The 24404-nt window shown below is 60.1% G+C and carries 27 protein-coding genes and 1 riboswitch; of the genes, 18 read left to right on the top strand and 9 right to left on the bottom strand.

Annotated elements, in window-relative coordinates; translation table 11 throughout:
• Positions 1–44: 44 nt before the first annotated feature.
• Both WA367_RS14250 and WA367_RS14255 read right to left on the bottom strand, forming a co-directional pair.
• Positions 45–1154, bottom strand: coding sequence for a ribonucleotide-diphosphate reductase subunit beta (locus tag WA367_RS14250; protein ID WP_336057445.1), 1110 nt, complete (start codon positions 1152–1154; stop codon positions 45–47).
• A gap of 220 nt (positions 1155–1374) precedes the next feature.
• A complete protein-coding gene (locus WA367_RS14255) occupies positions 1375–4245 on the bottom strand; it encodes a ribonucleoside-diphosphate reductase subunit alpha (RefSeq protein WP_336057446.1) in 2871 nt (956 codons plus the stop codon).
• A gap of 111 nt (positions 4246–4356) precedes the next feature.
• Positions 4357–4569, bottom strand: a riboswitch (cobalamin riboswitch).
• A 206-nt stretch (positions 4570–4775) separates the two neighbouring features.
• Here WA367_RS14255 and WA367_RS14260 point away from each other — a divergent pair.
• Complete coding sequence (locus tag WA367_RS14260) at positions 4776–6059, top strand: NAD(P)/FAD-dependent oxidoreductase (RefSeq protein WP_336057447.1); 1284 nt, start codon at positions 4776–4778, stop codon at positions 6057–6059.
• Here the strand turns inward: WA367_RS14260 and WA367_RS14265 are convergent.
• From WA367_RS14265 to motA, 7 genes are read right to left on the bottom strand one after another with little or no spacing between them, the layout of a single operon-like run.
• Complete coding sequence (locus WA367_RS14265; protein WP_336057448.1) at positions 6056–6949, bottom strand: BadF/BadG/BcrA/BcrD ATPase family protein; 894 nt, start codon at positions 6947–6949, stop codon at positions 6056–6058. The two genes, WA367_RS14260 and WA367_RS14265, sit on opposite strands and share 4 nt — an antisense overlap.
• A gap of 54 nt (positions 6950–7003) precedes the next feature.
• Positions 7004–7435 carry a hypothetical protein gene (locus tag WA367_RS14270; RefSeq protein WP_336057449.1) on the bottom strand — a complete coding sequence of 144 codons (432 nt, stop codon included), beginning with the start codon at positions 7433–7435 and terminating at the stop codon, positions 7004–7006.
• 2 nt (positions 7436–7437) lie between these two features.
• Positions 7438–8523 carry a flagellar biosynthesis protein FlhB gene (gene flhB, locus WA367_RS14275; RefSeq protein WP_336057450.1) on the bottom strand — a complete coding sequence of 362 codons (1086 nt, stop codon included), beginning with the start codon at positions 8521–8523 and terminating at the stop codon, positions 7438–7440.
• A gap of 16 nt (positions 8524–8539) precedes the next feature.
• On the bottom strand, positions 8540–9547 hold the full coding sequence (locus WA367_RS14280; RefSeq protein ID WP_336057451.1) for a flagellar motor switch protein FliG: 1008 nt from the start codon (positions 9545–9547) through the stop codon (positions 8540–8542).
• 28 nt (positions 9548–9575) lie between these two features.
• Complete coding sequence (gene fliN, locus WA367_RS14285) at positions 9576–9956, bottom strand: flagellar motor switch protein FliN (RefSeq protein ID WP_336057452.1); 381 nt, start codon at positions 9954–9956, stop codon at positions 9576–9578.
• A 26-nt stretch (positions 9957–9982) separates the two neighbouring features.
• The gene (locus WA367_RS14290) at positions 9983–10921 is read right to left on the bottom strand and encodes a FliM/FliN family flagellar motor switch protein (RefSeq protein WP_336057453.1); all 939 of its coding nucleotides are present in this window, start codon (positions 10919–10921) and stop codon (positions 9983–9985) included.
• Positions 10922–10929: 8 nt separating this feature from the next.
• Positions 10930–11814, bottom strand: coding sequence for a flagellar motor stator protein MotA (gene motA / locus WA367_RS14295; RefSeq protein WP_336057454.1), 885 nt, complete (start codon positions 11812–11814; stop codon positions 10930–10932).
• A 153-nt stretch (positions 11815–11967) separates the two neighbouring features.
• Between motA and WA367_RS14300 the strand changes: the two genes are divergently transcribed.
• The 17 genes from WA367_RS14300 to WA367_RS14380 all read left to right on the top strand — a co-directional run.
• A complete protein-coding gene (locus WA367_RS14300; protein ID WP_336057455.1) occupies positions 11968–12741 on the top strand; it encodes a DUF1217 domain-containing protein in 774 nt (257 codons plus the stop codon).
• A gap of 9 nt (positions 12742–12750) precedes the next feature.
• Positions 12751–13470: a flagellar basal-body rod protein FlgF gene (gene flgF, locus WA367_RS14305; RefSeq protein ID WP_336057456.1), complete on the top strand. Its 720-nt coding sequence runs from the start codon at positions 12751–12753 to the stop codon at positions 13468–13470.
• Positions 13470–14867 carry a flagellar protein export ATPase FliI gene (fliI, locus tag WA367_RS14310; RefSeq protein WP_336057457.1) on the top strand — a complete coding sequence of 466 codons (1398 nt, stop codon included), beginning with the start codon at positions 13470–13472 and terminating at the stop codon, positions 14865–14867. The genes flgF and fliI overlap by 1 nt, the downstream gene beginning before the upstream one ends.
• On the top strand, positions 14864–15460 hold the full coding sequence (locus tag WA367_RS14315) for a hypothetical protein (RefSeq protein ID WP_336057458.1): 597 nt from the start codon (positions 14864–14866) through the stop codon (positions 15458–15460). The genes fliI and WA367_RS14315 overlap by 4 nt, the downstream gene beginning before the upstream one ends.
• Positions 15461–15544: 84 nt before the next feature.
• On the top strand, positions 15545–15922 hold the full coding sequence (flgB, locus tag WA367_RS14320) for a flagellar basal body rod protein FlgB (RefSeq protein WP_336057459.1): 378 nt from the start codon (positions 15545–15547) through the stop codon (positions 15920–15922).
• Positions 15923–15930: 8 nt separating this feature from the next.
• Positions 15931–16347: a flagellar basal body rod protein FlgC gene (flgC, locus tag WA367_RS14325; RefSeq protein WP_336057460.1), complete on the top strand. Its 417-nt coding sequence runs from the start codon at positions 15931–15933 to the stop codon at positions 16345–16347.
• Entirely contained in the window at positions 16347–16658 is a 312-nt protein-coding gene (locus tag WA367_RS14330; protein WP_336057461.1) for a flagellar hook-basal body complex protein FliE, read from the top strand. The genes flgC and WA367_RS14330 overlap by 1 nt, the downstream gene beginning before the upstream one ends.
• Before the next feature lie 14 nt (positions 16659–16672).
• Entirely contained in the window at positions 16673–17461 is a 789-nt protein-coding gene (gene flgG, locus WA367_RS14335; protein ID WP_336057462.1) for a flagellar basal-body rod protein FlgG, read from the top strand.
• A 16-nt stretch (positions 17462–17477) separates the two neighbouring features.
• Entirely contained in the window at positions 17478–17963 is a 486-nt protein-coding gene (flgA, locus tag WA367_RS14340; RefSeq protein ID WP_336057463.1) for a flagellar basal body P-ring formation chaperone FlgA, read from the top strand.
• Between the two features lie 149 nt (positions 17964–18112).
• The gene (locus WA367_RS14345; RefSeq protein WP_336057652.1) at positions 18113–19177 is read left to right on the top strand and encodes a flagellar basal body P-ring protein FlgI; all 1065 of its coding nucleotides are present in this window, start codon (positions 18113–18115) and stop codon (positions 19175–19177) included.
• A gap of 11 nt (positions 19178–19188) precedes the next feature.
• Positions 19189–19689 carry a MotE family protein gene (locus WA367_RS14350; protein ID WP_336057464.1) on the top strand — a complete coding sequence of 167 codons (501 nt, stop codon included), beginning with the start codon at positions 19189–19191 and terminating at the stop codon, positions 19687–19689.
• The gene (gene flgH / locus WA367_RS14355) at positions 19686–20396 is read left to right on the top strand and encodes a flagellar basal body L-ring protein FlgH (RefSeq protein WP_336057465.1); all 711 of its coding nucleotides are present in this window, start codon (positions 19686–19688) and stop codon (positions 20394–20396) included. The genes WA367_RS14350 and flgH overlap by 4 nt, the downstream gene beginning before the upstream one ends.
• Before the next feature lie 12 nt (positions 20397–20408).
• Positions 20409–20918: a flagellar basal body-associated FliL family protein gene (locus WA367_RS14360; protein ID WP_336057466.1), complete on the top strand. Its 510-nt coding sequence runs from the start codon at positions 20409–20411 to the stop codon at positions 20916–20918.
• A complete protein-coding gene (fliP, locus tag WA367_RS14365; RefSeq protein ID WP_336057653.1) occupies positions 20918–21652 on the top strand; it encodes a flagellar type III secretion system pore protein FliP in 735 nt (244 codons plus the stop codon). Before WA367_RS14360 ends, fliP begins: the two co-directional genes overlap by 1 nt.
• 169 nt (positions 21653–21821) lie before the next feature.
• Positions 21822–22736, top strand: coding sequence for a flagellin N-terminal helical domain-containing protein (locus WA367_RS14370; protein WP_336057467.1), 915 nt, complete (start codon positions 21822–21824; stop codon positions 22734–22736).
• A 266-nt stretch (positions 22737–23002) separates the two neighbouring features.
• Positions 23003–23944, top strand: coding sequence for a flagellin N-terminal helical domain-containing protein (locus WA367_RS14375; protein ID WP_336057468.1), 942 nt, complete (start codon positions 23003–23005; stop codon positions 23942–23944).
• A 274-nt stretch (positions 23945–24218) separates the two neighbouring features.
• Positions 24219–24404, top strand: a 186-nt coding sequence (locus WA367_RS14380) for a flagellin N-terminal helical domain-containing protein (RefSeq protein WP_442935592.1), incomplete at its 3' end; no start/stop codon positions are given.

A 24404-nucleotide genomic window follows, 5' to 3' on the forward strand; every position in this document is an offset into this window, starting at 1 on the left:
GTATATAAAGAAATGTTTATATCTTTAAGTGATCGACCGAAGCCTCAATCCCAGCTCAGTGCACCACCATTTTGGTATTCGATCACGCGGGTCTCGAAGAAGTTCTTCTCCTTCTTCAGATCCATCGCCTCCGACATCCACGGGAACGGATTTTCGCTGGCCTCGAAAACCGCCTCAAGCCCCAGCTGTGCGCAGCGGCGATTGGCGATGAAGTGCATATATTGCTCGCAAAGCTCGGCATTGAGACCAAGGAAGCCGCGCGGCATCGTATCGCGCCCGTATGCCGCTTCCAGCTCCGCCGCCTCGCGGATCATGCTGCGCACTTCGTTCTTGAAAGCATCGGTCCACAGATGTGGGTTCTCGTGCTTGATCTGGTTGATGACGTCGATACCGAAATTCAGGTGGATGCTCTCGTCGCGCAGGATGTACTGATACTGCTCGGCAATCCCCACCATCTTGTTGCGCCGCCCGAGAGAGAGGATCTGCGCGAAGCCGGTATAGAACCACATGCCCTCGAAGATCACATAGAAGGCGACCAGATCGCGCAGGAAAGCCTGATCGGCTTCCGGCGTACCGGTCTGGAAATCCGGATCGTCCAGATGCTTGGTATATTCCAGCGCCCATGCCGCCTTGTCGGTGATTGAGGGCACTTCGCGATACATGTTGAAAAGCTCGCCCTCATCCAGGCCCAGGCTTTCCACGATATACTGGAAGGTGTGCGTGTGGACGGCTTCCTCAAAAGCCTGACGCAGCAGATACTGCCGGCATTCCGGATTGGTCAGGTGCCGGTAGATGGCGAGCACGATATTGTTGGCCACCAGCGACTCCGAGGCCGCGAAGAAGCCCAGATTGCGCTTGAGCATGCGCCGCTCGTCCTCGGTCAGCCCATCGCGTGACTTCCAAAGTGCAATATCGGCCTGCATCGACACTTCGGTCGGCATCCAGTGATTGTTGCAGCCGGAGAGATATTTCTCCCACGCCCATTTGTATTTCAGCGGCAGGAGTTGGTTCACATCCGCCCGCGCATTGATCATGCGCTTGTCATCAACAGAAACGCGTGCGCCACCACGTTCGATCGCGCCAAGGCCGGTGGCATCGGCCTCGGTGGTTTGAGGGGATGGGGATGCGGGCGTTTCTTCGTTCCAGTTCAGCATTTGGGTTCTCCGGGGAAGTTTCAGGTGTTCATGAGCCAGAGCACTGCACGCCCCCCTCTGGCCTGCCGGCCATCTCCCCCACGGGTGGGGAGATCACGCGCGGCAAAGTAGGTGCAAGTTAGATCAAGCGGGGCGGTCCTGCAGGCCGATCTCCCCCCTTGTGGGGGAGATGCCCGGCAGGGCAGAGGGGGGTGCGAAAGCCGCACCGCCCGACAATGCCTCACTGACAAGCCTCACACTCAGGATCATCAATCGCACAAGCCTTAGGCGCAGAGGCATAGACCGTCGGCTCCACCGACACGGCATTCAGCTTCCCGTCCGTACCTTTGAGCGTCGACTTCTCCACGGAAGTCGCGGCACTGGCACGCAGATAGTAGGTAGTCTTCAAGCCCTTGCGCCATGCCAGCCGGTAAAGCGCATCGAGTTTCTTGCCGGACGGATTGGCGAGGTAGAGATTGAGCGACTGTGCCTGATCGAGCCACTTCTGACGGCGTGATGCGGCTTCGATCAGCCAGCTTGCGTCCATCTCGAAGGCTGTTGCGTAAAGCGCCTTCAGATCATCAGGAATACGGTCGATCTGGCCAACGGAACCGTCATAATATTTCAGGTCGGACACCATCACCTCGTCCCACAGCCCGCGCGCCTTCAGGTCACGCACGAGTGCTGCATTCACGACAGTGAAGTCGCCCGACATGTTCGATTTGACGAAGAGGTTCTGATAGGCGGGCTCGATCGACTGGCTGACGCCGCAAATATTGGAAATCGTCGCTGTCGGAGCGATGGCCATGCAGTTGGAATTGCGCATGCCCGCCTTCTTCACCCGCTTGCGCAGGCTGTCCCAATCGAGCGTTGCCGTCTCGTCCATCTCGTTGAAGCCACGGGCATGGCTGACGCGATTGATGCTGTCGATGGGCAGCACACCCTTCGACCAGAGCGAGCCCTTGAAGCTGGCATAGGCGCCGCGCTCTTCAGCAAGATCGGTTGAAGCCGAGATCGCATGATAGGAGATCGCTTCCATGGAGCGGTCGGCAAATTCCACTGCCTCATCGGATGAATAGGCAATGCGCAGCTTCTGCAAGGCATCCTGAAAGCCCATAAGGCCAAGACCGACCGGACGGTGACGCAGATTGGAGGCCCGCGCTTCGGGGATCGTGTAGAAATTGATGTCGACCACATTGTCGAGCATCCGCATCGCCGTCTTCACGGTGCGTTCCAGCTTGTCGAAGTCGAGACCCTTCTCGCTCACATGGGCAGCAAGATTGACCGAGCCCAGATTGCAGACCGCCACTTCATCCCTGGATGTGTTCAGCGTGATTTCCGTGCACAGATTTGACGAGTGAACCACGCCGACATGGCCCTGCGGCGAGCGCAGATTGCATGGGTCCTTGAACGTGATCCACGGATGGCCTGTCTCGAAGAGCATGGTCAGCATCCGCCGCCACAGATCGATCGCGCGCAGCGTCTTGTAGACGCGCAGTTCCCCGCGCTTCGCTTTCTCCTCGTAAGCCGCATAGGCCTTGGCGAAATCCACGCCGTAGAGGTCGTGCAGGTCGGGCGTCTCATCGGGCGAGAACAAAGTCCATTCGCCATCGGCCTCCACCCGCTCCATGAACAGGTCCGGCACCCAGTTGGCCGTGTTCATGTCATGGGTGCGCCGCCGGTCGTCGCCAGTGTTCTTGCGCAGATCCAGAAATTCCTCGATGTCGATATGCCAGGTTTCCAGATAGGCGCAGACCGCGCCCTTGCGCTTGCCCCCCTGATTGACGGCAATGGCCGTGTCATTGGCGACCTTCAGAAAGGGCACCACGCCCTGGCTCTGACCATTTGTGCCCTTGATATGGGCACCAAGCCCGCGCACCGGCGTCCAGTCATTGCCAAGCCCGCCGGAATATTTCGCCAGAAGCGCATTGTCCTTCACCGCCTTGAAGATGCCGTCGAGATCATCGGCAACCGTCGTCAGGAAGCAGGAGGAAAGCTGCGGACGGCGCGTGCCGGAATTGAAGAGCGTCGGCGTCGAGCACATGAAGTCGAAGGACGAGATCAGATTGTAGAACTCGATCGCCCGCGCCTCGCGATCGATCTCGCGAATGGCCAGCCCCATCGCGACACGCATGAAGAAAGCCTGCGGCAGCTCATAGCGCGCGCCGTCCTTGTGCAGGAAATAACGATCATAGAGCGTCTGCAGCCCCAGATATTGGAATTGCAGGTCACGCTCCGGCTTGATTGCCCCAGCGATGCGATCCAGATCGAAGCGTGCAAGCTCCGGGTCCAGCATCTCCGCTTCGATGCCTGCTTCGATGAAGCCCTTGAAATAGGCGGGATAGCGCTCGGCCATTTCGGCCTGCGTCGCCTCGGCGGGGCGCTTTTCGATGAAACTCAGCACTTCGCGGCGCAGCTTGTCGAGAAGCAGGCGCGCGGAGACCTGCGAATAGTTCGGCTCCTGTTCGACGAGAGTGCGTGCGGCAAGAATGGGTGCCAATGCCAGCTCGTCCTGGCGGATGCCGTCATAAAGATTGCGCCGCGTCTCCTTCAGGATCGTCTCCGCCGAAACATCCGCAAGTCCCGCGCAGGCCTCCTCGATGACAACGGCCAGTCGCTTTTCATCAAGCGGCACCTTGCTCCCGTCGGGCAGCGTCATGGTGAGGCCCGCCGGTGCGCCAGCTTCGACTGTCACGGCTTCTTCCGCCTGCCGCTCGCGTGAACGCTCCTCGCGGTAAAGCACATAAGCGCGCGCCACCTTGTGGTGCTCGCTGCGCATCAGTGCCAGTTCGACCTGATCCTGGATTTCCTCGATATGGAAGAGACGCCCCGTTTCGCCGCGCCGTGTGAGAGAGCCGACGACCTGCTCGGTCAATTCCTCCACCACGTCATGCACGCGACGCGATCCGGCAGCCGTGGAGCCTTCCACCGCAAGAAAGGCCTTGGTCAGCGCAACCGTGATCTTGGAAGGGTCGAATGGCGTGACACCGCCATTGCGGCGAATGACGCGGAATCCCGGCTCGGTCCGAGCCGCTTCCTGCTCGAACTTGAACTCCGGCTCGTGGTGAACGCCATTTTGTGGCGAGGTCTGGGTGGCGGCAGCACTGGGCATTTCGGTTCATTTCCCCCGTGAGAGCGAAGACGGGGAAAAGAAGCATGCCGAACTGCACACGCGCACTGGCGCAGCAGCTCAAGCGCACCTCCGGGACACCCCGCCCGTGGACGTTTCATCTTCATCACGGCAGGTTTCCTGGCTCGCAGCTCAAACGCTCCTGCCTGTCTTCCCGGCGAATTTCGCCAGTGACGTGATCGGCACGAACTCGCTGCTTACAGTTGCGGGGGCAGCGCCGGACTTGCGAAGCATCGCGCACCGGCTTCCCTCTTAGCCCACAAGCCGCATCTGCGACTCGAAGGCACCGTGATGACTATATCTAGTATAGCCCGCGCATGTCCTGTCAACGGATAGTTGACGTTATCCCTGCTACGCACAGGCAGGCTCGATTTGTGAGCACTGGGCGCTTGACTGCGGGTCCGTTGCGCCATCGCCTTCTGGCTCCATCCAAGAAGCCCTTGCGGCACAATCCGCCCGCTTGACGGCACGCAACAAATACGGCTCTCCTCGAGGCAATATCCGGAGCTTTCATGACCCGTTTCGCACCCGCCGACAGTCTCTGGGCAGCAACCGCACCGCAGCCGCCCAAAACCCTACCCCTGGAAGCATCCGCAAAGGCGGATGTCGCCATAATCGGCGCCGGATTCACCGGGCTTTCGGCAGCACTTCATCTGGCGCAGAAGGGCGTCTCGGTTATCGTGCTTGAGGCGATGGAGATCGGTCACGGCGGCTCGGGTCGCAACAAGGGACTGGTCAATGCCGGCATGTGGGTCCTACCGGACGACCTCCCCGCAACGCTCGGCGCCCCGCATGGCGAACGTCTCTTGAACCTGCTCGGCGATGCACCTTCGCTTGTCTATGAACTGGTTGCCCGACATCACATGCAATGCGAAGCCATACGCAATGGCACGCTCCACCTTGCTGCTGATAAAAGCGGTTTGGAGCAATTGCGCATTCGCGCAGCCCAATGGCAGAGCCGACAAGCTCCGGTGGAGCTACTGGGTGCCGGCGAAACCGCACGTCTTACCGGCACCAACGCCTATGCAGGTGCTCTACTGGACCGTCGCGCAGGCACCATTCAACCCCTTGCCTATGCCCGCGAACTGGCGCGCGCTGCAATCGAGGCTGGCGCAACAGTCCACACCCTAACACCTGCGCTTGAAGTCAGGCGCAAAGGCACGGATTGGTGCGTGAAGACACCTGCAGGCGATGTCACCGCGCATAAGATCATCGCTGCAACAAATGCCTATACCACCAATCTATGGCCCGAGTTGCGCGCCGAGCTTGTCTTCCTGCCCTATTTCAACTTCGCCACCGAGCCCCTGCCCGCTTCACTTGGCAACACGATCCTGCCCGAAGGACACGGCGCATGGGATACGAAAAAGGTGCTCACCTCCTTCCGTAAGGACCAAACCGGCCGCTTCATCTTCGGCAGCGTGGGAATGCTGGAGGGCATGGATGCGCGCGTGCACGCGCTATGGGCACGACGCCGGATGGAGAAGCTGTTTCCGCAACTGAAGGGCATTGGCTTTCAGAAAAGCTGGTACGGCATGATTGGCATGACTGACGACCACCTGCCGCGTTTCCACCAGCTCGACGAGAACATTTTCGGCTTTTCCGGCTATAATGGCCGCGGCATCGCTCCCGGCACGGTCTTCGGCCGTGTACTTGCCGATTTCGCGACAGATCGCATTTCTGCAGCCGAGCTTCCCCTGCCCGTCACGGAGCCACGGCCTCAGAAATTGCGTAACATTCAGGAAGCAGGCATCCGCCACGGCGCAAGCGCCCTGCATCTGATGCGCAGTTTCATCTAGGCCGCGCCGAAGCGCTCCAGCGCGATGGAGAGCGCTCCATCCAGCGAATTGCCGCTGGGCGCTGCCAGCATCGCCTTTACCTCGTCGGGTAGATAAGGCGCATACTGCTCGCCAAGCCCGCCAATGAGACAGATGCGGGTTGCACCATCAGGCATCAGCTTCTTCAGCGATGCCGTCACGAAGCGAACGCCGCCACGCACAAGATCAAGCGCTATGGCATCATCCTGCGCGGCATGCTCGAACACCTGTGGCGCAAAACCTGCAAAGGCCTGCGGTCCTGCCGAAGTGGCAAACTGCACGATCTCCTCAGGCGCATTGCCAAAGCGGGCGAGTATGGCCTCACTCAAGGGCGATGCGTCCAGCAAACCATCGTGAGCCAGAAGCACACGCTCCAGAAGTCGCCGTCCAAGCCATGCACCACTCGCCTGATCGCCAAGCACGAAACCCCAGCCGCCCATGAGACGCGCCGCGCCGCCATGCACCGCGCCGAAGACAGAGCCGGTGCCGAGTATGGCCGCAGCACCATCCTCGCCGCCCAAACCGCCGCGAATGGCTGTCTCTGCATCCCACAGGACCAGACTGTTTCTGAACGGCAGCCTTTTGGGCAGGCGCATGGCCGCATCACCGACATTGGCTCCGGCAAGCCCGAGCACCGCGTCGGCCTGCCGAAGAGCATCAGCAGGAATGCCACCGGCAACGCAGGCTGCATTCACCGTTTCGGAGATGTTGGTAAGGGCAGCGTCAAATCCGCTGAACACATTCGCAGGCCCGCCCTTGGCCGTGGAAAGGACACGGCCCGAACGTTCGGCAATCGCCACCCGGCAGCCCGTACCGCCCCCGTCGACGGCGATCACGAGCGCGCCGCCTGCTATGGTATCTTCTGCATTCATGCCGCGCTCATGCCCTACCGCGCGCCGCTTGTCCAATAATCTGCATGCAGACAATCAGGCTGCGCTGCGCGTCTTGCGGATGCGCGAGCGTTCAAGCGTCTCTGCAAGGAAGCGCGTATTGGCTTCCGGGCAGTCGGACGGCTTATCGAAAGAGACATATCCCACCTCGACCCCGGCATCATGCGCGCTGAGCGACAGGCTAAAATAGACTGTCGCACCGCGTGGGCGCAGCTCCAGATCAAGCACGATGCGCGGATTGTCCGTCCATGTCACATGGGCTTCACAACCATGCCCTAGGCGTAAGGTACCCGGCATGAAGTAGAGCTCGGCAGCCGACTCGACGATGTCGGAAATGCTCGCCAAACTGTCCAGCCTGATGAAGGCCACGAAATCGGCAAGTTCGATGAGACGCAGCTCATTCGCCACTTCCTGCATGGCCCCGGCGACGATCTTTTCCCGTGCCGTTGAATGGATCTGAGGATTCATCTTTACGCTCCGGCCATGCCTGGGCGATTGCCCACTTGATAAATCCGCCGAACAAGCTCGGCGACCGCCTTGTAGAACTGTGCTGGGATCATGCTATCCACCGAAACTTGTTTGTACATGGAACGGGCAAGGACAGGCTCCTCGAAAACCGGGATATTGTTGGCTTCCGCGATCTCGCGGATCTTGAGTGCGACGAGATCCTGCCCCTTGGCGACAACCACCGGTGCTGCATCCTTGTCGCGCTGGTAGCGCATGGCGATGGCGAAATGGGTAGGATTGGCAATCACGAGCGTCGCCTGCGGAACCGCCGACATCATGCGTTGACGTGCCCGATCGCGCTGCAGGGAGCGCTGACGGGCCTTGACGATTGGATCGCCCTCGGCCTGCTTGTGCTCGTCCTTCACTTCCTGCTTGGTCATGCGCAGGTCCTGGCGCCAGTTGAAGCGTGACCAGACGAGGTCGGCACCAGCAATCACCACCATCACCAGCACGATCGCCAAAAGGATTTCGACCGCGATTTCCCGGATCGTGTCGGAGAATGCGACCGGATGTGTGACCATGCCCGACAGAAGCTGGCTGTCCGCCTGACGCAGCGTGAAGATCACGAAGCCACCCGCAACAAGAACCTTGCCGAGGGATTTCGCGAATTCGACCCAGCCCTTCAGGCCAAACAGGCGGCTCCAGCCTTTGACCAGCGAGATGCGCTCCGCCTTCGGCTTGATACGATCGAGCACGAAACGCGGCATGTTCTGCAATACCGAAGCGGCAATCCCGGCCGCCACCATCATCAGCATCAGAAGCGCGACAGCCCGCGCGATTTCCCAGAAGACAATTCGGTAAAGCGCGATGGCGTCAGTCTGCGTCTCCAGCGACCAGTCGTCGGCACGCTCGAGAAAGATGGAGAGGAAGCCCGCCAATCGCACCGCAGTGTCATTGGCAAAGAAGATCGCGAAGGAAAGGATGGCAAGGAATGAAGCCAGAATTGGCGCTTCCTTCGAGAAGGGAAGCTGGCCCTTCTCGACCGAGTCACGGATCTTCTTCTCCGTGGCCTCCTCTGTTTTGCTTTCTTTGTCGGGTGCGTCCGCCATTCAAGCGCCTGCAGCGTCAGGCAGCTTGCTGCTGGGCGGAAGGAAGCTCCACCGTGCCCTGCTGCGCAAGCTGCACGGCAGTGGAGGCGATGCGACGGCGTGCACGCGCAATTTCGTCATCGGGTGCAGCATCATCACCCGCACCAAGCTCGGCCTCGATCATGCGGCGCGAACGTGCGCCAAGCGCGGAAAGCACGGCCTCCTTGAGATCGGCAGGCGCCTTGCGCAGGGCCATGGTGACAAGGTCGGTCGGCAAACCGTCAAAGAGTGCAACGCGTGAACGCTGCGACAGCACGACAATCTCCTCGAAGGAGAACAAGCGTGCGCGGATGGCTTCCACATCCGGAGCGCCAGCGGCCTCGAGATCCGCCATGACCTCGTCCACCTGCTCCTTCTCCATCTCGTTGAGCACATTGGCAACGCGGGCGTGACCGGCAGATGCATCCTTGCCATTGGCCTCTGCATGCAGGATTTCGGCAACACGCCGCTCAATGACTGCACGCGCATTAGAAGGCACCTGCCCCATGGTCGCCATCCGGCGAACCACCTCACCGCGCATGGACTTGTCCAGAAGCAGAATGACCTGCGAAGCGGCCTGTGGCGGGATATTCGCAAGCACGACGGCAACGGTCTGCATGTGTTCGCCGGAGAGAATATCGGCCAGCCGCGACGGATCGAGCTTCCCGAGCTCTTCCCAGACCTCGTCCTGGTTTGCCGGTGCAGGCTCCGAGCGCCCCATGAGCACATTCACTTCTTCCGGAGAGAGCGACTCCGTCAGAAGCGTATCCATGCTGTCAGCGGAATCGAGAAGACCCGCGCCAATGGTGAATTCCTTTTCAAATTCGGCAATGACCGTTTCGAGGTCTGACTGCGGAATGCTGCGCAACATGCGGCCAGCCTCGATCAGCGCCTTCAGTTCTTCCTGCTTGAAGAACTTCAGAAGTCGTCCGGCAGAAGGCTTGCCCATAGCCACCAGGATCGCTGCCGCTTTTTGCGGCTGGGTCAGTTTGATTGGAACGCCCATGGTCACTCGCCTCGCGCAGGAATTACAACTATTTGCTCTTGGCCGTCTGGCCGGCAATCTCGGTCAGCTTCACGCCGAACCGGCTTGGATCGCTTTCCAGCAGGGTGATTTCGCCCCGCGCGATCCGCCGCCCGTTCACCACGATGTCGACCGGCTCGCCAATGCGGCGGTCCAGCGAGACCGTGGAGCCCTTCTGAAGCGCCATCAGTTCCGAGACCGGCATTTCTGCCGAACCCAGCACGATCTGCACTTCAACCGGGATACCCATGACGAGGTCCGGATTGCCCTTGCCAAGCGATTCGGCGCCCGCCTGCCCACCATCCTCGTGCAAAACGTCACGCAATTCCTCGATTGCACGGTCCAGATGCTCTTCGCCGCCGGCGGTCTCTGCTGCCTGGGGTTCGCTCATGTCGTCACTTCCTTCTGGTCCGCCACTCATCCCGCAAGGAGGCCATCAAGGACCTCCTGACGCGCATCGAATGGCTGGCGCACACGCACCGTGTAATGTTGTCCAAGCTTTCCGAACTCGCAGACGAATACCGTGCGTCCGCGCGCGGAAAGCCGCGTTTCGGACCGCGCATTCTCATCGAGTTCCAGCACCTGCCCGACCTGCAACTGGGCAAGCTCGCCAAGCGGCACCTTCATCAGCGGAACCGTCGCCTTCAACTCGACCTTGGAACGCATCACCTCTTCATTGAAGCGACTGCGCCAGGCTTTTGCTTCCGCGCTGCCAGCACCCGGCTGCGCCTGCACCCGCGTCTCCATGAGAACGCGTTGGGGAAAGAACGCGGTGAGTTCACCGGTATTATCGCCAGCACCCAGCGTGAAGGTGATCTTCACGCCCGGACCATCGCGTACGACGAAACGCTTGAAATCGGTCTCGCCGGACAGCACGGTCGCTGCCGAATACTTCAAACCCAATGCACGGACGCCCTCGCCATTCATGGCATGGGCGAAGGCCTCGAAAACCATCGACGCCACGTCGCGCTCGATTTTTGAAGGCGCACGCTTGATCGGTGGCGGCGGAATGTCGGGATCACCACCAAAGAAGCTGGAAACCAGCAGCGAGAGCGCCTGGGCGTCCAGCCGCATGGAAAGCGCGTCGCGGGACGTGTAGGCCGGCACAACAACCAGCGCGTCAAAACTGTCACGTTCCGGCTTCACTTCCGCCAGCCGCACGATGTCCACGCTTGCGACATCTATCGCCATGGGCATGGAAAGCTTGTCACGAAACACGTCGATGAGGTTCGGCAGCGCCCGCATGGCCACTGCACGCGCAGCGTCACAGACCTTGCGCGGATCGCCCGTCGCGCCGACCAGGCGCTCCACGATCAGCTTGCGCATCAGTTCGGGGTTTTCAGCCGTCTCGCTCATGGTCACGCTCAGGCCGCCTGCTTCTCGGCACCGGCTGCACCACCGGCATTCAAGGTGTTCTCCTCAACCGCGTCAATCGACGGGCGGTCATAGGCGGAGATGGTCTTGCGGCCGAATTCGAGCGCCACCTGCGGAAGCGAGCCGTTCATGTAGGCAAGCAGCGTCTGCTTCACGATCACATACATGCGGTTGTTCTTCTCGCGCACGATCTTGATCTTGGTTGCGATCGGCCCGACCACGGCATAGGACATGAAGATGCCGACAAAGGTGCCCACGAGCGCCGCACCAACCAGCGCGCCCAGGATTTCGGGCGACTGGTCAAGCGCGCCCATGGCCTTGATGACGCCGAGCACGGCGGCAACGATGCCAAGCGCCGGCAGACCGTCGGCCACACCCTGCAGGGCCTGATACGGCTTCAGCTTGTCGCGGCGGATGGTCTGGATCTCCTCATCCATCAGCGCTTCGATCTCGAAGGGCCGGGCATTGCCGATGATGATGATACGGCAATAGTCACAGATGAAGTTGGTCAGATCCTTGTTGGCCATCACCGTCGGAAAGGCCTGGAAGATCGCGGACTCTTCCGGATTGTCGATATGGGCTTCCACCTCGGCACGCGACTTGGAGCGCAGCTCGCGCATCAGGCTGTGCAGGACGCCAAGCGTTTCCAGATACTCCGTCTGCTTGGGCACCTTCTGCTTCAGTGCTTCCATGCAGGCCCGGCCCGTGTCCTTTACGGTGGCCATCGGGTTGGCAACAAGAAAGGTGCCGAGAGCCGCACCACAGATGATCACGAATTCCCATGGCTGGGCCAGAACGGACACCTTGCCGCCCATGGCCATGAAGCCGCCAAGGACGCAACCAAGCGTTACTACCAGTCCGATGAGAATGCTCACGACGCACCTGCACTTTCGTTTTGTTGCTGAATGAGTAGCGCGCGTGGCTTGCGTGAGGCTTGTTAGATGGACGATTTGCCCAAGGTTGAGGCGAAAGCCTCGCGCAAGGCACCAATCATAAGGTCGCGCTCACCCAATCGGGAGCGGCGGACCATGAACACTCTTTTGAGCTACCAACTGATCTCGCGTGATATCGCGACATCCATCAAGCGCGTCGAGGCACAGCCTCTCGTCAGTCGCGAGACGGAATATTACCGCGAGAACATCGGCAACATCAAAAGCATCGAGGAGTTCGTCGAGGATACGCGGCTCTTCAACTACGCGATGAAGGCACACGGCCTGTCCGACATGTCCTATGCGAAAGCCTTCATGGTCAAGGCGCTTGAAGGTGGCATCGACGATCCGGAGAGCTTCGCCAACAGCCTCACTGACAAGCGGTACAAGGAGTTTGTGAAGACGTTCAACTTCGCCCGTGACGGCGAGGCAACGACAACTTTCTACAGTCCGACAACCGGCACCATCGACAAATATCTCCGCCAGACGCTCGAAGAGGACGCTGGCGAGAACAATGAAGGCGTGCGGCTGGCGCTTTATTTCGAACGCAAGGCCTCGAGCATCAAGAATTTCTACGAGATCCTGGCCGACCCCGCTCTTGGCAAGGTGGTTCGTACCGCCCTCGGCTTCCCCGAATCGCTTGCACAGGCCGACATCGACAAGCAGGTCGAGATGTTCAAGGACCGCATCGATATCGAGGATTTCCAGGACCCCGAGAAAGTCGACGAGTTCCTCCAGCGTTTTGCCACGCTCTGGGAGATCAACAATCCCAGCTACACGCAGAACACCTCCATCGCCGCGCTGTTCAGCCAGCCAGCCGAGTTCGGAATTTCCACCGACATGCTTCTGACCATTGCCCAGATGCGCAAATAGAGCGAGTTCATGCAGACAGGTCTTTACGTATCACTCTCCGGCCAGATGGCGTTGGAACGCCGTCTGACCACACTTGCAGACAATGTGGCCAATGCCGGCACTGTAGGATTTCGTGCAGGCGGCATCACATTTGACGACGTGATGACCGGCCTCACCAATGAAGCCGTCAGCTTCGTCTCCTCCGGCGAAACGAGCTATGACACGCGCTCGGGCGCATTCGAGGAAACCGGCAACCCCTTTGATTTTGCGGTGCGTGGTGACGCCTGGTTCGGCATTGACACCCCATCAGGTGTTGTCATGACCCGCGACGGTCGTTTCACGCTGCTGGACACCGGCGAACTGGTAACCCTTCAGGGTTATCCGGTTCTTGATGCGGGTGGCGCACCGCTGGTGCTTGATCCCAATGCCGGACCTCCCGAAGCCGGTGGCGACGGCACCTTGCGCCAAAATGGCAATCTTGTCGGCGCCATTGGCCTGTTTGCCTATGCACCCGGGCCGACCGCCACACGCTTCGGCAACTCGGGCTTCATTCCCGACAACCAGCCCCAGCCGGTCGTCGACCAACCGGAAGTTGGCGTGAAGCAGGGCTTTGTCGAAAACTCCAATGTCGATCCCATGCATGAGATGATGCGCCTGATCCAGGTACAGCGCGCCTTTGACCAGGTCTCCACGCTCATGCGTGACAGCGACACGTCGCTTAAGGAAGCCATCAAGGCCATGGGCTCCTGATGCAGGAAAATCCGGCTGCACCGGCTGAAGCACCTGTTGCTGGCCCCGCCCCCCTTCATTCGCACAAGCTGGCAGCGCTGGAGCATCTTTTCGAGCGTTTCCAGCAGCCCGAAAGGCTTGTGCGAAGCGGCGGGCGCATCAGCGAAGTCATGCCGACGCAATTTCGCGTACGAGGCATGTCCGGTGCAGCGAAACTGGGTGACATTGTTGCATTCGAGCAGGGTGGCCGCCGGCATCGCGGCGAGATCGTCCGCATAGGCGCACAGGATGTCCTCGTTTCCCCCTTCGAACAGGATATGCAGGCAAGCCTCGGCCAGAAGGTCTTCAACGAAGGCCCCTTCCACGTCACTGCACATGAAAGCTGGCGCGGGCGCGTGGTGAACGCTCTGGCCGAGCCGATTGACAGCGGCCCACCTTTGATCCGCCCAAGCCAGACCCGCGCGAAATCTGGAGCACCCGCACCCCTGTCGCGCCAGCGTGTGGCAAGCCCCTTCCTGACAGGCGTGCGTGTCATCGACATGTTTACCCCGCTCTGTCACGGCCAGCGGCTTGGCATCTTCGCCGGTTCGGGTGTGGGCAAATCGACGCTGCTTGCGATGCTCGCACGCGCGGATGCGTTCGACACGGTTGTCGTGGCCATGATCGGCGAGCGCGGTCGCGAGGTGCGCGAATTTCTTGAGGACACGATCGGTCCTGAAGGCATGAAGAAAACCATCGCGGTGGTCGCCACCAGCGATGAAAGCGCCATGATGCGAAGGCGCGCGGCGGATACGGCCATGCGCGTTGCCGAATGTTTCCGCGACCGCGGCGAGCAGGTTCTGCTGGTCCTCGATTCCATCACCCGCTTTGCCCATGCCAGTCGCGAGGTTGCCACGGGTGCGGGCGAAGCTCCTGTGGCCCGCGGCTATCCCTCCTCCGTCTTCACCGACATGCCAAAGCTTCTGGAACGCGCGGGACCCGGCGAAGCCGGCAGTGGCGCAATAACGGCCATCCTGTCGGTGCTGGTCGACGGCGATGATCACAATGATCCGGTCGCGGACTGCGTGCGCGGCATTCTCGACGGTCATATCGTTCTGGATCGCGCCATCGCAGAACAAGGACGCTATCCCCCTGTCGATCCGCTCGCATCAATCTCGCGCCTGGCTGATCGGGCCTGGAGCGACGACAAACGCAAGCTCATCCAGAAGCTCAAGGCCATGATCGCCCGCTTCGAGGAAACCCGCGACATCCGCCTTCTCGGCGGCTTTCAGGCAGGCGCGGACCCGGAGCTCGAACTGGCCGTGCGTCAGGTTCCTGCCATCTATGACGTGCTCAGGCAGTCGCCCGCCGACCGCCCCTCCTCCGATCCCTTTGGTGAACTGGCCAATATGCTCAAGGCACGGGAGAACCAGCAATGAGCCAGAAACTTGCAGGTCTTGTGCTGCCCGATGAAACCCCCGTCGAAGAGGAAGTCATCGCCGAACCGCCTGCAGAGACAAGCGCGAACAGGGGCTGGCTGCGCGAACGCATCTCGCGCAAAGGCGTAAGCGATCTCGGCTTTGCTTTTGGCGGGCTGGGTCTTGCACTCACCTGCGCGCTGTTTCCCTGGTACATCTTCTTCAACCAGGACAAGTTTGGCATCAAGCCGCTTCAGTTTGAGGGCCGGACCGATCTGACCGCCATGAAGGGCGAGGCACCGGATCTAACCGGAATGCGGCTTCCGCTCTCCATGAGTGCCCCCGGCATCGACTTCCTGGCTACCGGCAATGTGCCCGATGAGCCGGTGGTGCCGGCGAGTTTGTCCGGCCAGCCATTTCCAGGAGACGCCGTAACCTTCAGGCTTGTCCATGCCGGGCGCGGGCGCGCAATGATCGAAGACGATGCCGGCTTCTGGATCGTCCAGCGGGGGTCAAAATTGCCGGACGGCTCAAGCGTCGCGGCAATCGAGAAACGCGGTGACAACTGGGTATTGATCACCTCGGCAAACCGAGAAATCCCGCTCACGCCCTAACTGGTTAACGAAAGCTTGCGTCGCCGCAAGGCTGACGCAAGTTCAGGATCGTAGGGTACTCACGAACAGACGTAGAGAGTCGTGATGGAACCCGTAAACCTGTTTGATCTGGCGACACGCCAAGCCAAGTGGCTTTCGGCAAGACAGGCTGCCGTGGCAGGCAATATCGCCAATATCCACACGCCCGATTACAAGGCCATGGATGTCGAGCCATTCGCTAATGTGCTCGACAACACCCGTGTGGCTTTGCAGTCGACCAACCCCTCGCACCAGGCCTACGGCACAACGCCCGCCTCCTTCGACATGAACGAGAAGGACGATCCTAAGCTGCTGCCATCCGACAACAGCGTAGTGCTTGAGGATGAACTGGTGAAATCAGGCGAAATCAAGCGGACCTTCGAGCTGAACACGGCAATCGTGAAGGCCTTTCACCGCATGATGATGATGACGACGCGGAGCTGACAACAGCCATGGATGCACTGACGACAGCAGTAAAAGTGGCCGGAACGGGACTTGGCGCGCAATCGGAGCGCATGCGCGTTGTTTCGGAAAACCTCGCCAATGCCCAATCCACCAGCGACGTGCCTGGCGGCGATCCCTATCAGCGCAAGACCATCAGCTTTGCAGCGGAACTCGATCGTGAGTCCGGTGGCAGCATGGTGAATATTTCCGCCATCGCACGCGATAACACTGATTTCCCCCTCGAATACCAGCCCGGCCACGAAGCGGCTGACGAGAACGGCTATGTGAAGATGCCGAACGTCAACATGCTCGTTGAGATGGCCGATATGCGCGAGGCCAACCGCGGCTACGAGGCAAACCTGCAGGTGATGAAGCAGGCGCGTGAACTCATTTCCATGACCATTGATCTTCTGCGGAGCACGTAATGATATCCGGTATCGGCGAACTCGGCCGCCTTACAAGCCTCGGACAGAACACTCTTGAAGAAGGCCAGTCAGCCCAGGCCGCAGCGCCTGCCGGCGAAGCCTTTTCGACCATGATCTCCAACTTTGCCACCAACACCGTCTCGAAGCTTGAAGGTGCCGAGCTGATGTCGGTCAAGGCGCTGCAGGGAGAGGCCGACACGCGTGAAGTCGTGGATGCCGTCATGAGTGCGGAGCAGTCGCTTCAGGCGGCCATCGCGATCCGCGACAAGATCGTGACCGCTTATCTCGAAGTCAGCCGCATGGCGATCTGAAGAAGGACGAAGAAATGAAAGCCCTCTCCATCGCCGCAACCGGCATGAGCGCACAGCAGCTCAATCTTGAAGTCATCGCGAACAATATTGCCAACATCAACACGACCGGCTTCAAGCGCGCCCGTGCCGAGTTTTCGGATCTGCTCTATCAGGCCGAACGTTTGCAGGGTGTGCCCAACCAGGCCAACGCAAACATCGTGCCGGAAGGCGCGCAGGTTGGCCTCGGTGTGAAGACCGCTGCCGTGCGCAATGTTCACATCCAGGGCTCGCTCACCAATACCGGCAACAAGCTTGACATGGCTCTTGTCGGCAAGGGCTGGTTTGCCATCGAAGGTGCGGATGGCGAACAGCTCTACACCCGCGCTGGCGCCTTCAACACCAATGCCGAAGGACAGCTTGTCACCGTCGACGGCTTCCCCGTGACGCCTGCCATCGTGATCCCGGAAGATGCGACCGAGGTTATCGTCAACAAGTCCGGGCAGATCTTCGCTCGCATCGAGGGCCAGGCAAACCTCCAGGATCTCGGTCAGCTGACGCTTGCGACTTTCGCCAATGAAGCGGGCCTTGCGCCAATGGGCGACAACCTGTTCCGCGAAACCACCGCTTCAGGCGCCGCCAATTTCGGCGTGCCGGGCGATCCCGGCTTCGCCACGGTCGAACAGGGCTATCTGGAAGATTCCAATGTCGACCCGGTGAAGGAAATCACCGAACTGATCTCGGCGCAGCGCGCCTACGAGATGAACTCGAAGGTCATCAAGGCGGCCGATGAAATGGCCACCACCGTCACCCAATCCTTGAGGTAATAAAGCGGTGAGCATCATGGGCACCCTTTCCAAGCGGCGGACCAAACTGGCAGGGCTGGCAGCAGCCCTGCCCCTTTTTGCTGCACTTGCAGGCGCTCTGCCCGCATATGCGCAGGAAATGGTCGTGGTGCCCAACCGCGTCATCTATCCCGGCCAGACCGTGACAGCAGATGCGCTTGAGGAGGTCGAGCTTCGCAGGCAGCTTCGCGGCGGCACCTCGGTCGTGCGCTCTCCCGACGAGATCGAGGGCCTGGTCGCCAAGCGCACCCTGCTTCCCGGTCGAATGATCATGACTTCTGCCGTGCGCAAGCCCCATCTGGTCGAAACCGGTTCGGCGGTAACGGTCCTGTTTTCGCAAGGCGCATTGCAGATCTCCCTGATGGCGGTACCGCTGCAGCCGGGTGCTGCCGGTGACGTGATCAAGCTGCGCAATATCGATTCCGGTGCGGTATTCTCCGGCATTGTCATGCAGGATGGCTCAGTCCGGGTGCTGGCATCATGATGCGCCGCCTCACTCTCCTCCTCGCCGCAACGCTTTTTGCAGGCGCCACACATGCCGCCGACCTCGAACCGACCGTGGTCGGCTATGACGGGCAACCTGGCTCCGCTTCGCATGTCACCTATGGCGGGGAAGGTTCCGACCGCTACCTGATGGCTGGACGGGGTATCGGTGCCATGTCGCGCATCAAGGATATTGCACAGCTTCAGGCCTCCCGCGACAATCAGCTTGTCGGATACGGCCTCGTGATCGGCTTGAAGGGCACGGGCGACAGCCTGCGCAATTCGCCCTTCACCGAACAGTCGATCCGCGCCATGCTCGAAAATCTCGGCATCGCCTCGGAAGGCGGAACGGCGCGTGCCAAGAATGTTGCCGCAGTCATCGTCACGGCTAATCTGCCTCCCTTCGTGCAATCAGGCGCACGTATCGATGTCACCGTTTCCTCGCTTGGTGATGCCACCTCACTGGCCGGCGGCACGCTGGTCATGACCCCGCTTCGCGCCGCCGATGGCGAGATCTATGCCGTGTCGCAGGGACCGGTCATCGTCTCCGGCTTCTCGGCAGAAGGTCAGGCCGAAACCCTGACGCAAGGCGTACCGACTGCCGGTCGCGTACCCAATGGCGCAATCATTGAGCGCAGCGTTGATGCGCAGCTTTCAGATATTGCGAGCCTCACACTGCAGCTTCGCAATCCCGATTTCTCCACTGCCGTGCGCATTGCGGATGCGATCAACGCCTATACCGCGCAGCATTTCGGCAAGCGCCTGGCAAACGAGAAGGACGCTCGCACCGTCGTCATCCATCGACCCTCGGGCATCTCGGCCGCACGCTTTTATGCCGAGATCGAGAACCTGATTGTCGAGTCTGATGCCCCTGCCCGCGTCGTCGTCGACGAGCGCACCGGAACGGTCGTCATCGGGCAGGATGTGCGCATCTCCCGCGTGGCCATCAGCCACGGCGCGCTCACCGTACGCATCACCGAAATGCCGCAGGTGGTCCAGCCGCTGCCCTTCTCCGACGGCGAGACTGCAGTCGAGCCCTTCACCGCAATCCAGGCTGATCAGCCCGACGCCCGCGTGGCCGTGCTGGACGGCCCGGACCTCCAAACCCTCGTTCAGGGTCTCAACCGCCTCGGCGTGAAGCCTGACGGCATCATCGCAATCCTTCAGGGCATCAAATCCGCAGGCGCCCTGCAGGCCGAACTGGTGCTCCAGTAGGATCAAGGCTCATGAAGACGAAACGCATCGCCGCCGCCCTTCTCGCCCTTACCACCGGCCTGTCCGCGCTCAGCGTGCCGACGGCCTTTGCGCAGGCGAATCTTTCGGAAGCCAGCGAGGACGAGATCACACGCTTCTGCTCAAACATCGCAGATGCTGCCCGCGACCGCCGCTATGCGCTTCAGACCTTGGAGCTTAACAAGCTGCGCACGGATGTGGACGCACGCATCGTCGCGCTTGAGGAAAAGCGTGCCGAATATGAGGAATGGCTGTCGCGCCGCGAGAAGTTCCTTGCCAAGGCGGAAGAAGGGCTGGTCGAAATCTATGCCAGCATGCGTCCGGACGCAGCGGCTGAACGCTTGGCCGAAGTCTCATCCGACCTCGCAGCAGCCATTCTCATGAAGCTGGAACCGAGGGTTGCCGGCGTGATCCTTAACGAAATGAACAGCAAGGCCGCCGCGACTCTTACCACGATCATCGCCAGTGCTGCCCGCCCGAAGGACCCGACATGACGCTCAAGCCTCGCAATCTGGTTGTCTTTGCGGCCCTGGCGCTTTCCGCCTGCTCGCAGGTCACGCATGAGCTTGGCCAGCCGCCGGCACTGTCACCGGTTGGAGCCGGTGCGGAACCGACCAGCCTGCCAGCCTATCATTACCCGCAGGAGCCTGCCGCACCCGTCAGCCGCTACTCGCTTTGGACCGACCGCCAAAGCCGCCTCTTCACAGACCCGCGAGCGCTGGAAGTCGGCGACATCCTGACGGTGGAAATTTCCATTAATGACCGCGCTCGCTTCAAGAACGAGTCCGAGCGCTCACGCAATGCCAGCCGCAATCTTGGTCTGGCCGGATCATTCGCAGTTGGCGGTGCCGGTTCGTCCGGTTCTGCCGAGGGCGAAATTGGTTCAGGAACCTCTACCACCGGTGCAGGTGCGACCGAGCGGTCCGAAGCAATCAATCTCACGGTTGCCGCAGTCGTGACCGAGCGACTGCCAAACGGCAACATGCGTATCTCCGGCACGCAGGAAGTGCGCGTGAACTCCGAGCTGCGCGTCCTGACGATTGCAGGCATTGCGCGCCCCATGGATATCGGCCCCAACAACACGATCTCCTATGACCGCATTGCCGAAGCCCGGATCTCCTATGGCGGACGCGGCCGCATCACGGAAGTACAGGAACCACCCTACGGGCAGCAGTTCCTCGACCGCGTACTGCCCTTCTGATGACCAAGATGGATGATGGCACTCGTGGCTGAAACACCTGAAAAGAAATCCGGACCTTCCATGGTCGTGCAGCTTGGAATGCTGACGGTTCTATCCGTCGCCGCAGCTGCCAGCGGCTGGTTTGCCGGTGGATATCTCGAAAGCCTGCAGCCCGTCGTCGCCGACAACGGCCCCGACGGCATCAAGCCGGAAAAGAAGGTTGCAGTTGAAGAGGGTGCGGAAAGCGAAGAAGTTGCAGCTCCCGTACTCGTGACGATCGACCCGATCACCATAAATCTTGCAGAGCCGCGGGATGTGTGGCTGCGAACCGAGCTCAAGCTTCTGATCGAATCCGGCAGCGACCCGGTCATGCCCATGGTGATCCATCAGGACCTTGTCGCCTATCTGCGCACCCTCAAGCTGCGGCAGATCGAAGGGCCGAGCGGTTTCCAGCACGTGAAGGCCGATCTCCTCGAGCGAGCCAATATCCGCGCGAACGGCAAGGTCAAGGATGTGCTGGTAAGCACATTCCTCTTCGAATGATGCGCGCCCTCTTCCTCATACTGCCGCTTCTGCTGATGGCGAGCGGTGCGCATGCGCAGGCGCTTGATTTCGGCGCATTGGCAGGTGATGCCGATGGCACGACGGTTGGCTACATCATCCAGATGTTCGGCTTGCTTACCGTGCTTTCCATCGCGCCGGGCATCCTGATAATGGTGACGAGCTTCACACGCTTCGTCATTGCCTTTTCCATCCTGCGCACGGGAATGGGGCTGCCCACAACCCCAGCCAATCTCATCCTCATCAGCCTTGCCCTGTTCATGACCTTCTACGTCATGGCGCCGACCTTTGATCGCGCCTGGAACGAGGGCGTGCAGCCGCTGATGAACAACGAGATAACCGAGGAAGTCGCGCTGGAGCGCATCTCTGACCCCTTCCGCGCCTTCATGGTCAATAATGTGCGCGAGAAGGATTTCGCACTGTTTGCCGACCTCGCGCTGGAGCGCGGCGATGTTGATGTGACCGCGGAGAATGCCGACCTGCGCGTTCTCATACCCGCCTTCATGATTTCCGAAATCAGGCGCGGATTCGAGATAGGCTTCCTGATCGTGCTGCCCTTCCTCGTGATCGACCTTATTGTTGCGACCATCACCATGTCCATGGGCATGATGATGCTGCCACCGACCGTGGTTTCCCTGCCGTTCAAGCTTCTGTTCTTTGTGCTGATCGACGGCTGGAACCTGCTTGTGGGCAGTTTAGTGCGTTCCTTTGCGTAAGGTTGCAATAAACAACTTAAAGTTAGCCATTTGGTAGTAATTCGAGCTTAACCATAAGTCCAGCTCGACGGGGTGAGCGCAACTGCAGCGTTCACGGCATGAAGCCTCCCCGTCGAACCGGACGGCCCGGTATGTCCTGTTAGTTTTTTGTTTCAAGGACGTATGCCAAATGGCTAGCATCAACACCAATGCGTCGGCGATGACCGCGCTGCAGACCCTCAACACCATCTCCAAGAACATGGCGACGACCCAGTCGCGCATTTCGACGGGTCTGCGCGTTGCAGAAGCCTCCGACAACGCCGCCTACTGGTCGATCGCAACGACCATGAAGTCGGACAACAAGGCCAATTCCGTCGTTCAGGACGCCATGGGCCTCGGCGCAGGCAAGGTGGACACCGCTTACACCGCCATGAACGACGCCATCGGCGTTGTCGACCAGATCAAGGAAAAGGTCCTGCTTGCAAAGTCCGCAAGCTCGGAAGACCGCGCCAAGATCCAGTCGGAAATCACTGCTCTGCAGGCCCACCTGACCGACTCCATCGGCAGCGCTTCCTATGCCGGTTCGAACCTCCTTCAGACGGACCCGGCAGGCGCGACCAATCTGAGCATCATTTCTTCCTACAACCGTGACTCCGCCGGTGCGGTGACCACCGGCACGATCGACGTGGCGCTTTCAGATGTACGCCTGATCGATTCCGTTGGTAATACCGGCATCCTTGACACCACCTTCACCACCACCGGTACCGGCGCTGTCACGCAGTCGGTCCTGACGCTCGACGTCACGGCGGCAAATCTCGACGGCACCGATTTTAATGAGATGCTGACGGGCATTGAATCTGCACTCAGCGACATGGCCACTGGTGCTGCTTCGCTCGGTGCAGCCAAGTCGCGCATTGATCTGCAGAAGGAGTTCGTCTCCAAGCTTTCCGACGCCATCGACCGCGGTGTCGGCCAGCTCGTTGACGCAGACATGAATGAAGAGTCCGCTCGCCTTTCCGCTCTGCAGGTTCAGCAGCAGCTCGGCGTTCAGGCGCTCTCCATCGCCAACTCCAATTCTCAGAACATCCTGTCGCTCTTCCGCTAAGCGGAGCAGCAACTGAGAAAAGCAATCGATGGCTGCTTCGCGGCAGCCCTCGATTTCTTCCCCGCCGCTGACTGCCAAGGGGTTTCGAAACCCCTGTCCCTAGAACGCTTTCGAACTTCGGACTTGGTTTTCCCTTGAAAGCCGCTTGGCGGCTGTGAATGCATGGCAGGATGACCGGTCCGTCGGTCATGGGCATGATGCCTTTCCTGTCAAACCGGACGGCCCGGTATGTCCTGTTTGTATTTTGTTTTAAGGACGTATGCCAAATGGCTAGCATCAATACCAATGCGTCGGCGATGACCGCGCTGCAGACCCTCAACACGATTTCCAAGAACATGGCGACGACCCAGTCGCGCATTTCGACGGGCCTGCGTGTTGCAGAAGCCTCCGACAATGCCGCCTACTGGTCGATTGCCACGACCATGAAGTCGGACAACAAGGCCAATTCCGTAGTACAGGATGCAATGGGCCTCGGCGCAGGCAAGGTAGACACCGCTTACACCGCCATGAACGACGCCATCGGCGTTGTTGACCAGATCAAGGAAAAGGTCCTGCTTGCAAAGTCCGCAAGCTCTGAAGACCGCGCCAAGATCCAGTCGGAGATCACTGCTCTGCAGTCCCATCTCAGCGACTCGATCGGCAGTGCATCTTATGCTGGTCAAAACCTGCTGAAGACGGATTCCACCTCAACAACAGATACGAAGCTGAGCGTCATTTCGTCCTACAACCGCAGCGCAGCCGGTGCTGTGACCACGGGAACGATTGACGTCACCTACAATGCCACGCGCCTCATCGATACCAATGTGGCTGCAGCCGGCATTCTCGACAAAGGCGGCACGGCTTCAGGCGCATCCATCCTGACGATCGACGTCGTAGCTCTCACCCAGGATGACGGTTCAACCGCGGTGACGGGTGCCACCGAATCCGCTCAGTTCGACAACATGTTGACCGACATCGAAACCGCACTTAGCGACATGGCCACGGGTGCTGCTTCGCTTGGTGCAGCCAAGTCGCGCATCGATCTGCAGAAGGAGTTCGTCTCCAAGCTTTCCGACGCCATCGAACGCGGTGTCGGCCAGCTGGTTGACGCTGACATGAATGAAGAGTCCGCTCGCCTTTCCGCTCTGCAGGTGCAGCAGCAGCTCGGCGTTCAGGCGCTCTCCATCGCCAACTCCAACTCGCAGAACATCCTCTCGCTCTTCCGTTAATCGGAACAGCCACAGCTGGAACATTGGAGGGGGCTGCCGTCTGGCGGCCCCTTCTCCTTTTTAAGGACCTGTTAAGCAAAACGGCAGCTTCTGCCGTCCCGAGGGACCCCAACCCTTCCCCGCAGGCAGGTGATTCAGCTTTTGGTAGGAATAGGCCCGCAGGTTGAACCCTGCATGGCAGGTGACTGTACGAACAGTCAGGGCATGATGCCTTCCCTGTCAAACCGGACGGCCCGGTATGTCCTGTTAGTTTCAGTAAAAGGACGTATGCCAAATGGCTAGCATCAACACCAATGCGTCGGCGATGACCGCGCTGCAGACCCTCAACACCATCTCCAAGAACATGGCGACAACCCAGTCGCGCATTTCGACCGGGCTGCGCGTCGCAGAGGCTTCTGACAATGCCGCTTACTGGTCGATTGCAACGACCATGAAGTCGGACAACAAGGCCAACTCGGTC

It is taken from the genome of Nitratireductor sp. CH_MIT9313-5 (genome assembly GCF_037029545.1).
In the GTDB taxonomy this organism is placed as follows: Bacteria; Pseudomonadota; Alphaproteobacteria; order Rhizobiales; family Rhizobiaceae; genus Chelativorans.

What these genes read in the sequence shown, in the direction of transcription:
- WA367_RS14270 (WP_336057449.1), bottom strand. Translation starts at nt 7,435, where the DNA reads ATGAATCCTCAGATCCATTCAACGGCACGGGAAAAGATCGTCGCCGGG.
- WA367_RS14255 (WP_336057446.1), bottom strand. Translation starts at nt 4,245, where the DNA reads ATGCCCAGTGCTGCCGCCACCCAGACCTCGCCACAAAATGGCGTTCAC.
- flgB (WP_336057459.1), top strand. Translation starts at nt 15,545, where the DNA reads ATGGAACCCGTAAACCTGTTTGATCTGGCGACACGCCAAGCCAAGTGG.
- flgC (WP_336057460.1), top strand. Translation starts at nt 15,931, where the DNA reads ATGGATGCACTGACGACAGCAGTAAAAGTGGCCGGAACGGGACTTGGC.
- WA367_RS14260 (WP_336057447.1), top strand. Translation starts at nt 4,776, where the DNA reads ATGACCCGTTTCGCACCCGCCGACAGTCTCTGGGCAGCAACCGCACCG.
- fliN (WP_336057452.1), bottom strand. Translation starts at nt 9,956, where the DNA reads ATGAGCGAACCCCAGGCAGCAGAGACCGCCGGCGGCGAAGAGCATCTG.
- WA367_RS14330 (WP_336057461.1), top strand. Translation starts at nt 16,347, where the DNA reads ATGATATCCGGTATCGGCGAACTCGGCCGCCTTACAAGCCTCGGACAG.
- WA367_RS14360 (WP_336057466.1), top strand. Translation starts at nt 20,409, where the DNA reads ATGATGGCACTCGTGGCTGAAACACCTGAAAAGAAATCCGGACCTTCC.
- WA367_RS14290 (WP_336057453.1), bottom strand. Translation starts at nt 10,921, where the DNA reads ATGAGCGAGACGGCTGAAAACCCCGAACTGATGCGCAAGCTGATCGTG.
- flgA (WP_336057463.1), top strand. Translation starts at nt 17,478, where the DNA reads ATGGGCACCCTTTCCAAGCGGCGGACCAAACTGGCAGGGCTGGCAGCA.
- WA367_RS14300 (WP_336057455.1), top strand. Translation starts at nt 11,968, where the DNA reads ATGAACACTCTTTTGAGCTACCAACTGATCTCGCGTGATATCGCGACA.
- fliP (WP_336057653.1), top strand. Translation starts at nt 20,918, where the DNA reads ATGCGCGCCCTCTTCCTCATACTGCCGCTTCTGCTGATGGCGAGCGGT.
- WA367_RS14265 (WP_336057448.1), bottom strand. Translation starts at nt 6,949, where the DNA reads ATGAATGCAGAAGATACCATAGCAGGCGGCGCGCTCGTGATCGCCGTC.
- flgF (WP_336057456.1), top strand. Translation starts at nt 12,751, where the DNA reads ATGCAGACAGGTCTTTACGTATCACTCTCCGGCCAGATGGCGTTGGAA.
- WA367_RS14375 (WP_336057468.1), top strand. Translation starts at nt 23,003, where the DNA reads ATGGCTAGCATCAATACCAATGCGTCGGCGATGACCGCGCTGCAGACC.
- fliI (WP_336057457.1), top strand. Translation starts at nt 13,470, where the DNA reads ATGCAGGAAAATCCGGCTGCACCGGCTGAAGCACCTGTTGCTGGCCCC.
- flgH (WP_336057465.1), top strand. Translation starts at nt 19,686, where the DNA reads ATGACGCTCAAGCCTCGCAATCTGGTTGTCTTTGCGGCCCTGGCGCTT.
- WA367_RS14350 (WP_336057464.1), top strand. Translation starts at nt 19,189, where the DNA reads ATGAAGACGAAACGCATCGCCGCCGCCCTTCTCGCCCTTACCACCGGC.
- flhB (WP_336057450.1), bottom strand. Translation starts at nt 8,523, where the DNA reads ATGGCGGACGCACCCGACAAAGAAAGCAAAACAGAGGAGGCCACGGAG.
- WA367_RS14370 (WP_336057467.1), top strand. Translation starts at nt 21,822, where the DNA reads ATGGCTAGCATCAACACCAATGCGTCGGCGATGACCGCGCTGCAGACC.
- WA367_RS14280 (WP_336057451.1), bottom strand. Translation starts at nt 9,547, where the DNA reads ATGGGCGTTCCAATCAAACTGACCCAGCCGCAAAAAGCGGCAGCGATC.
- WA367_RS14345 (WP_336057652.1), top strand. Translation starts at nt 18,113, where the DNA reads ATGGCTGGACGGGGTATCGGTGCCATGTCGCGCATCAAGGATATTGCA.
- WA367_RS14250 (WP_336057445.1), bottom strand. Translation starts at nt 1,154, where the DNA reads ATGCTGAACTGGAACGAAGAAACGCCCGCATCCCCATCCCCTCAAACC.
- flgG (WP_336057462.1), top strand. Translation starts at nt 16,673, where the DNA reads ATGAAAGCCCTCTCCATCGCCGCAACCGGCATGAGCGCACAGCAGCTC.
- WA367_RS14315 (WP_336057458.1), top strand. Translation starts at nt 14,864, where the DNA reads ATGAGCCAGAAACTTGCAGGTCTTGTGCTGCCCGATGAAACCCCCGTC.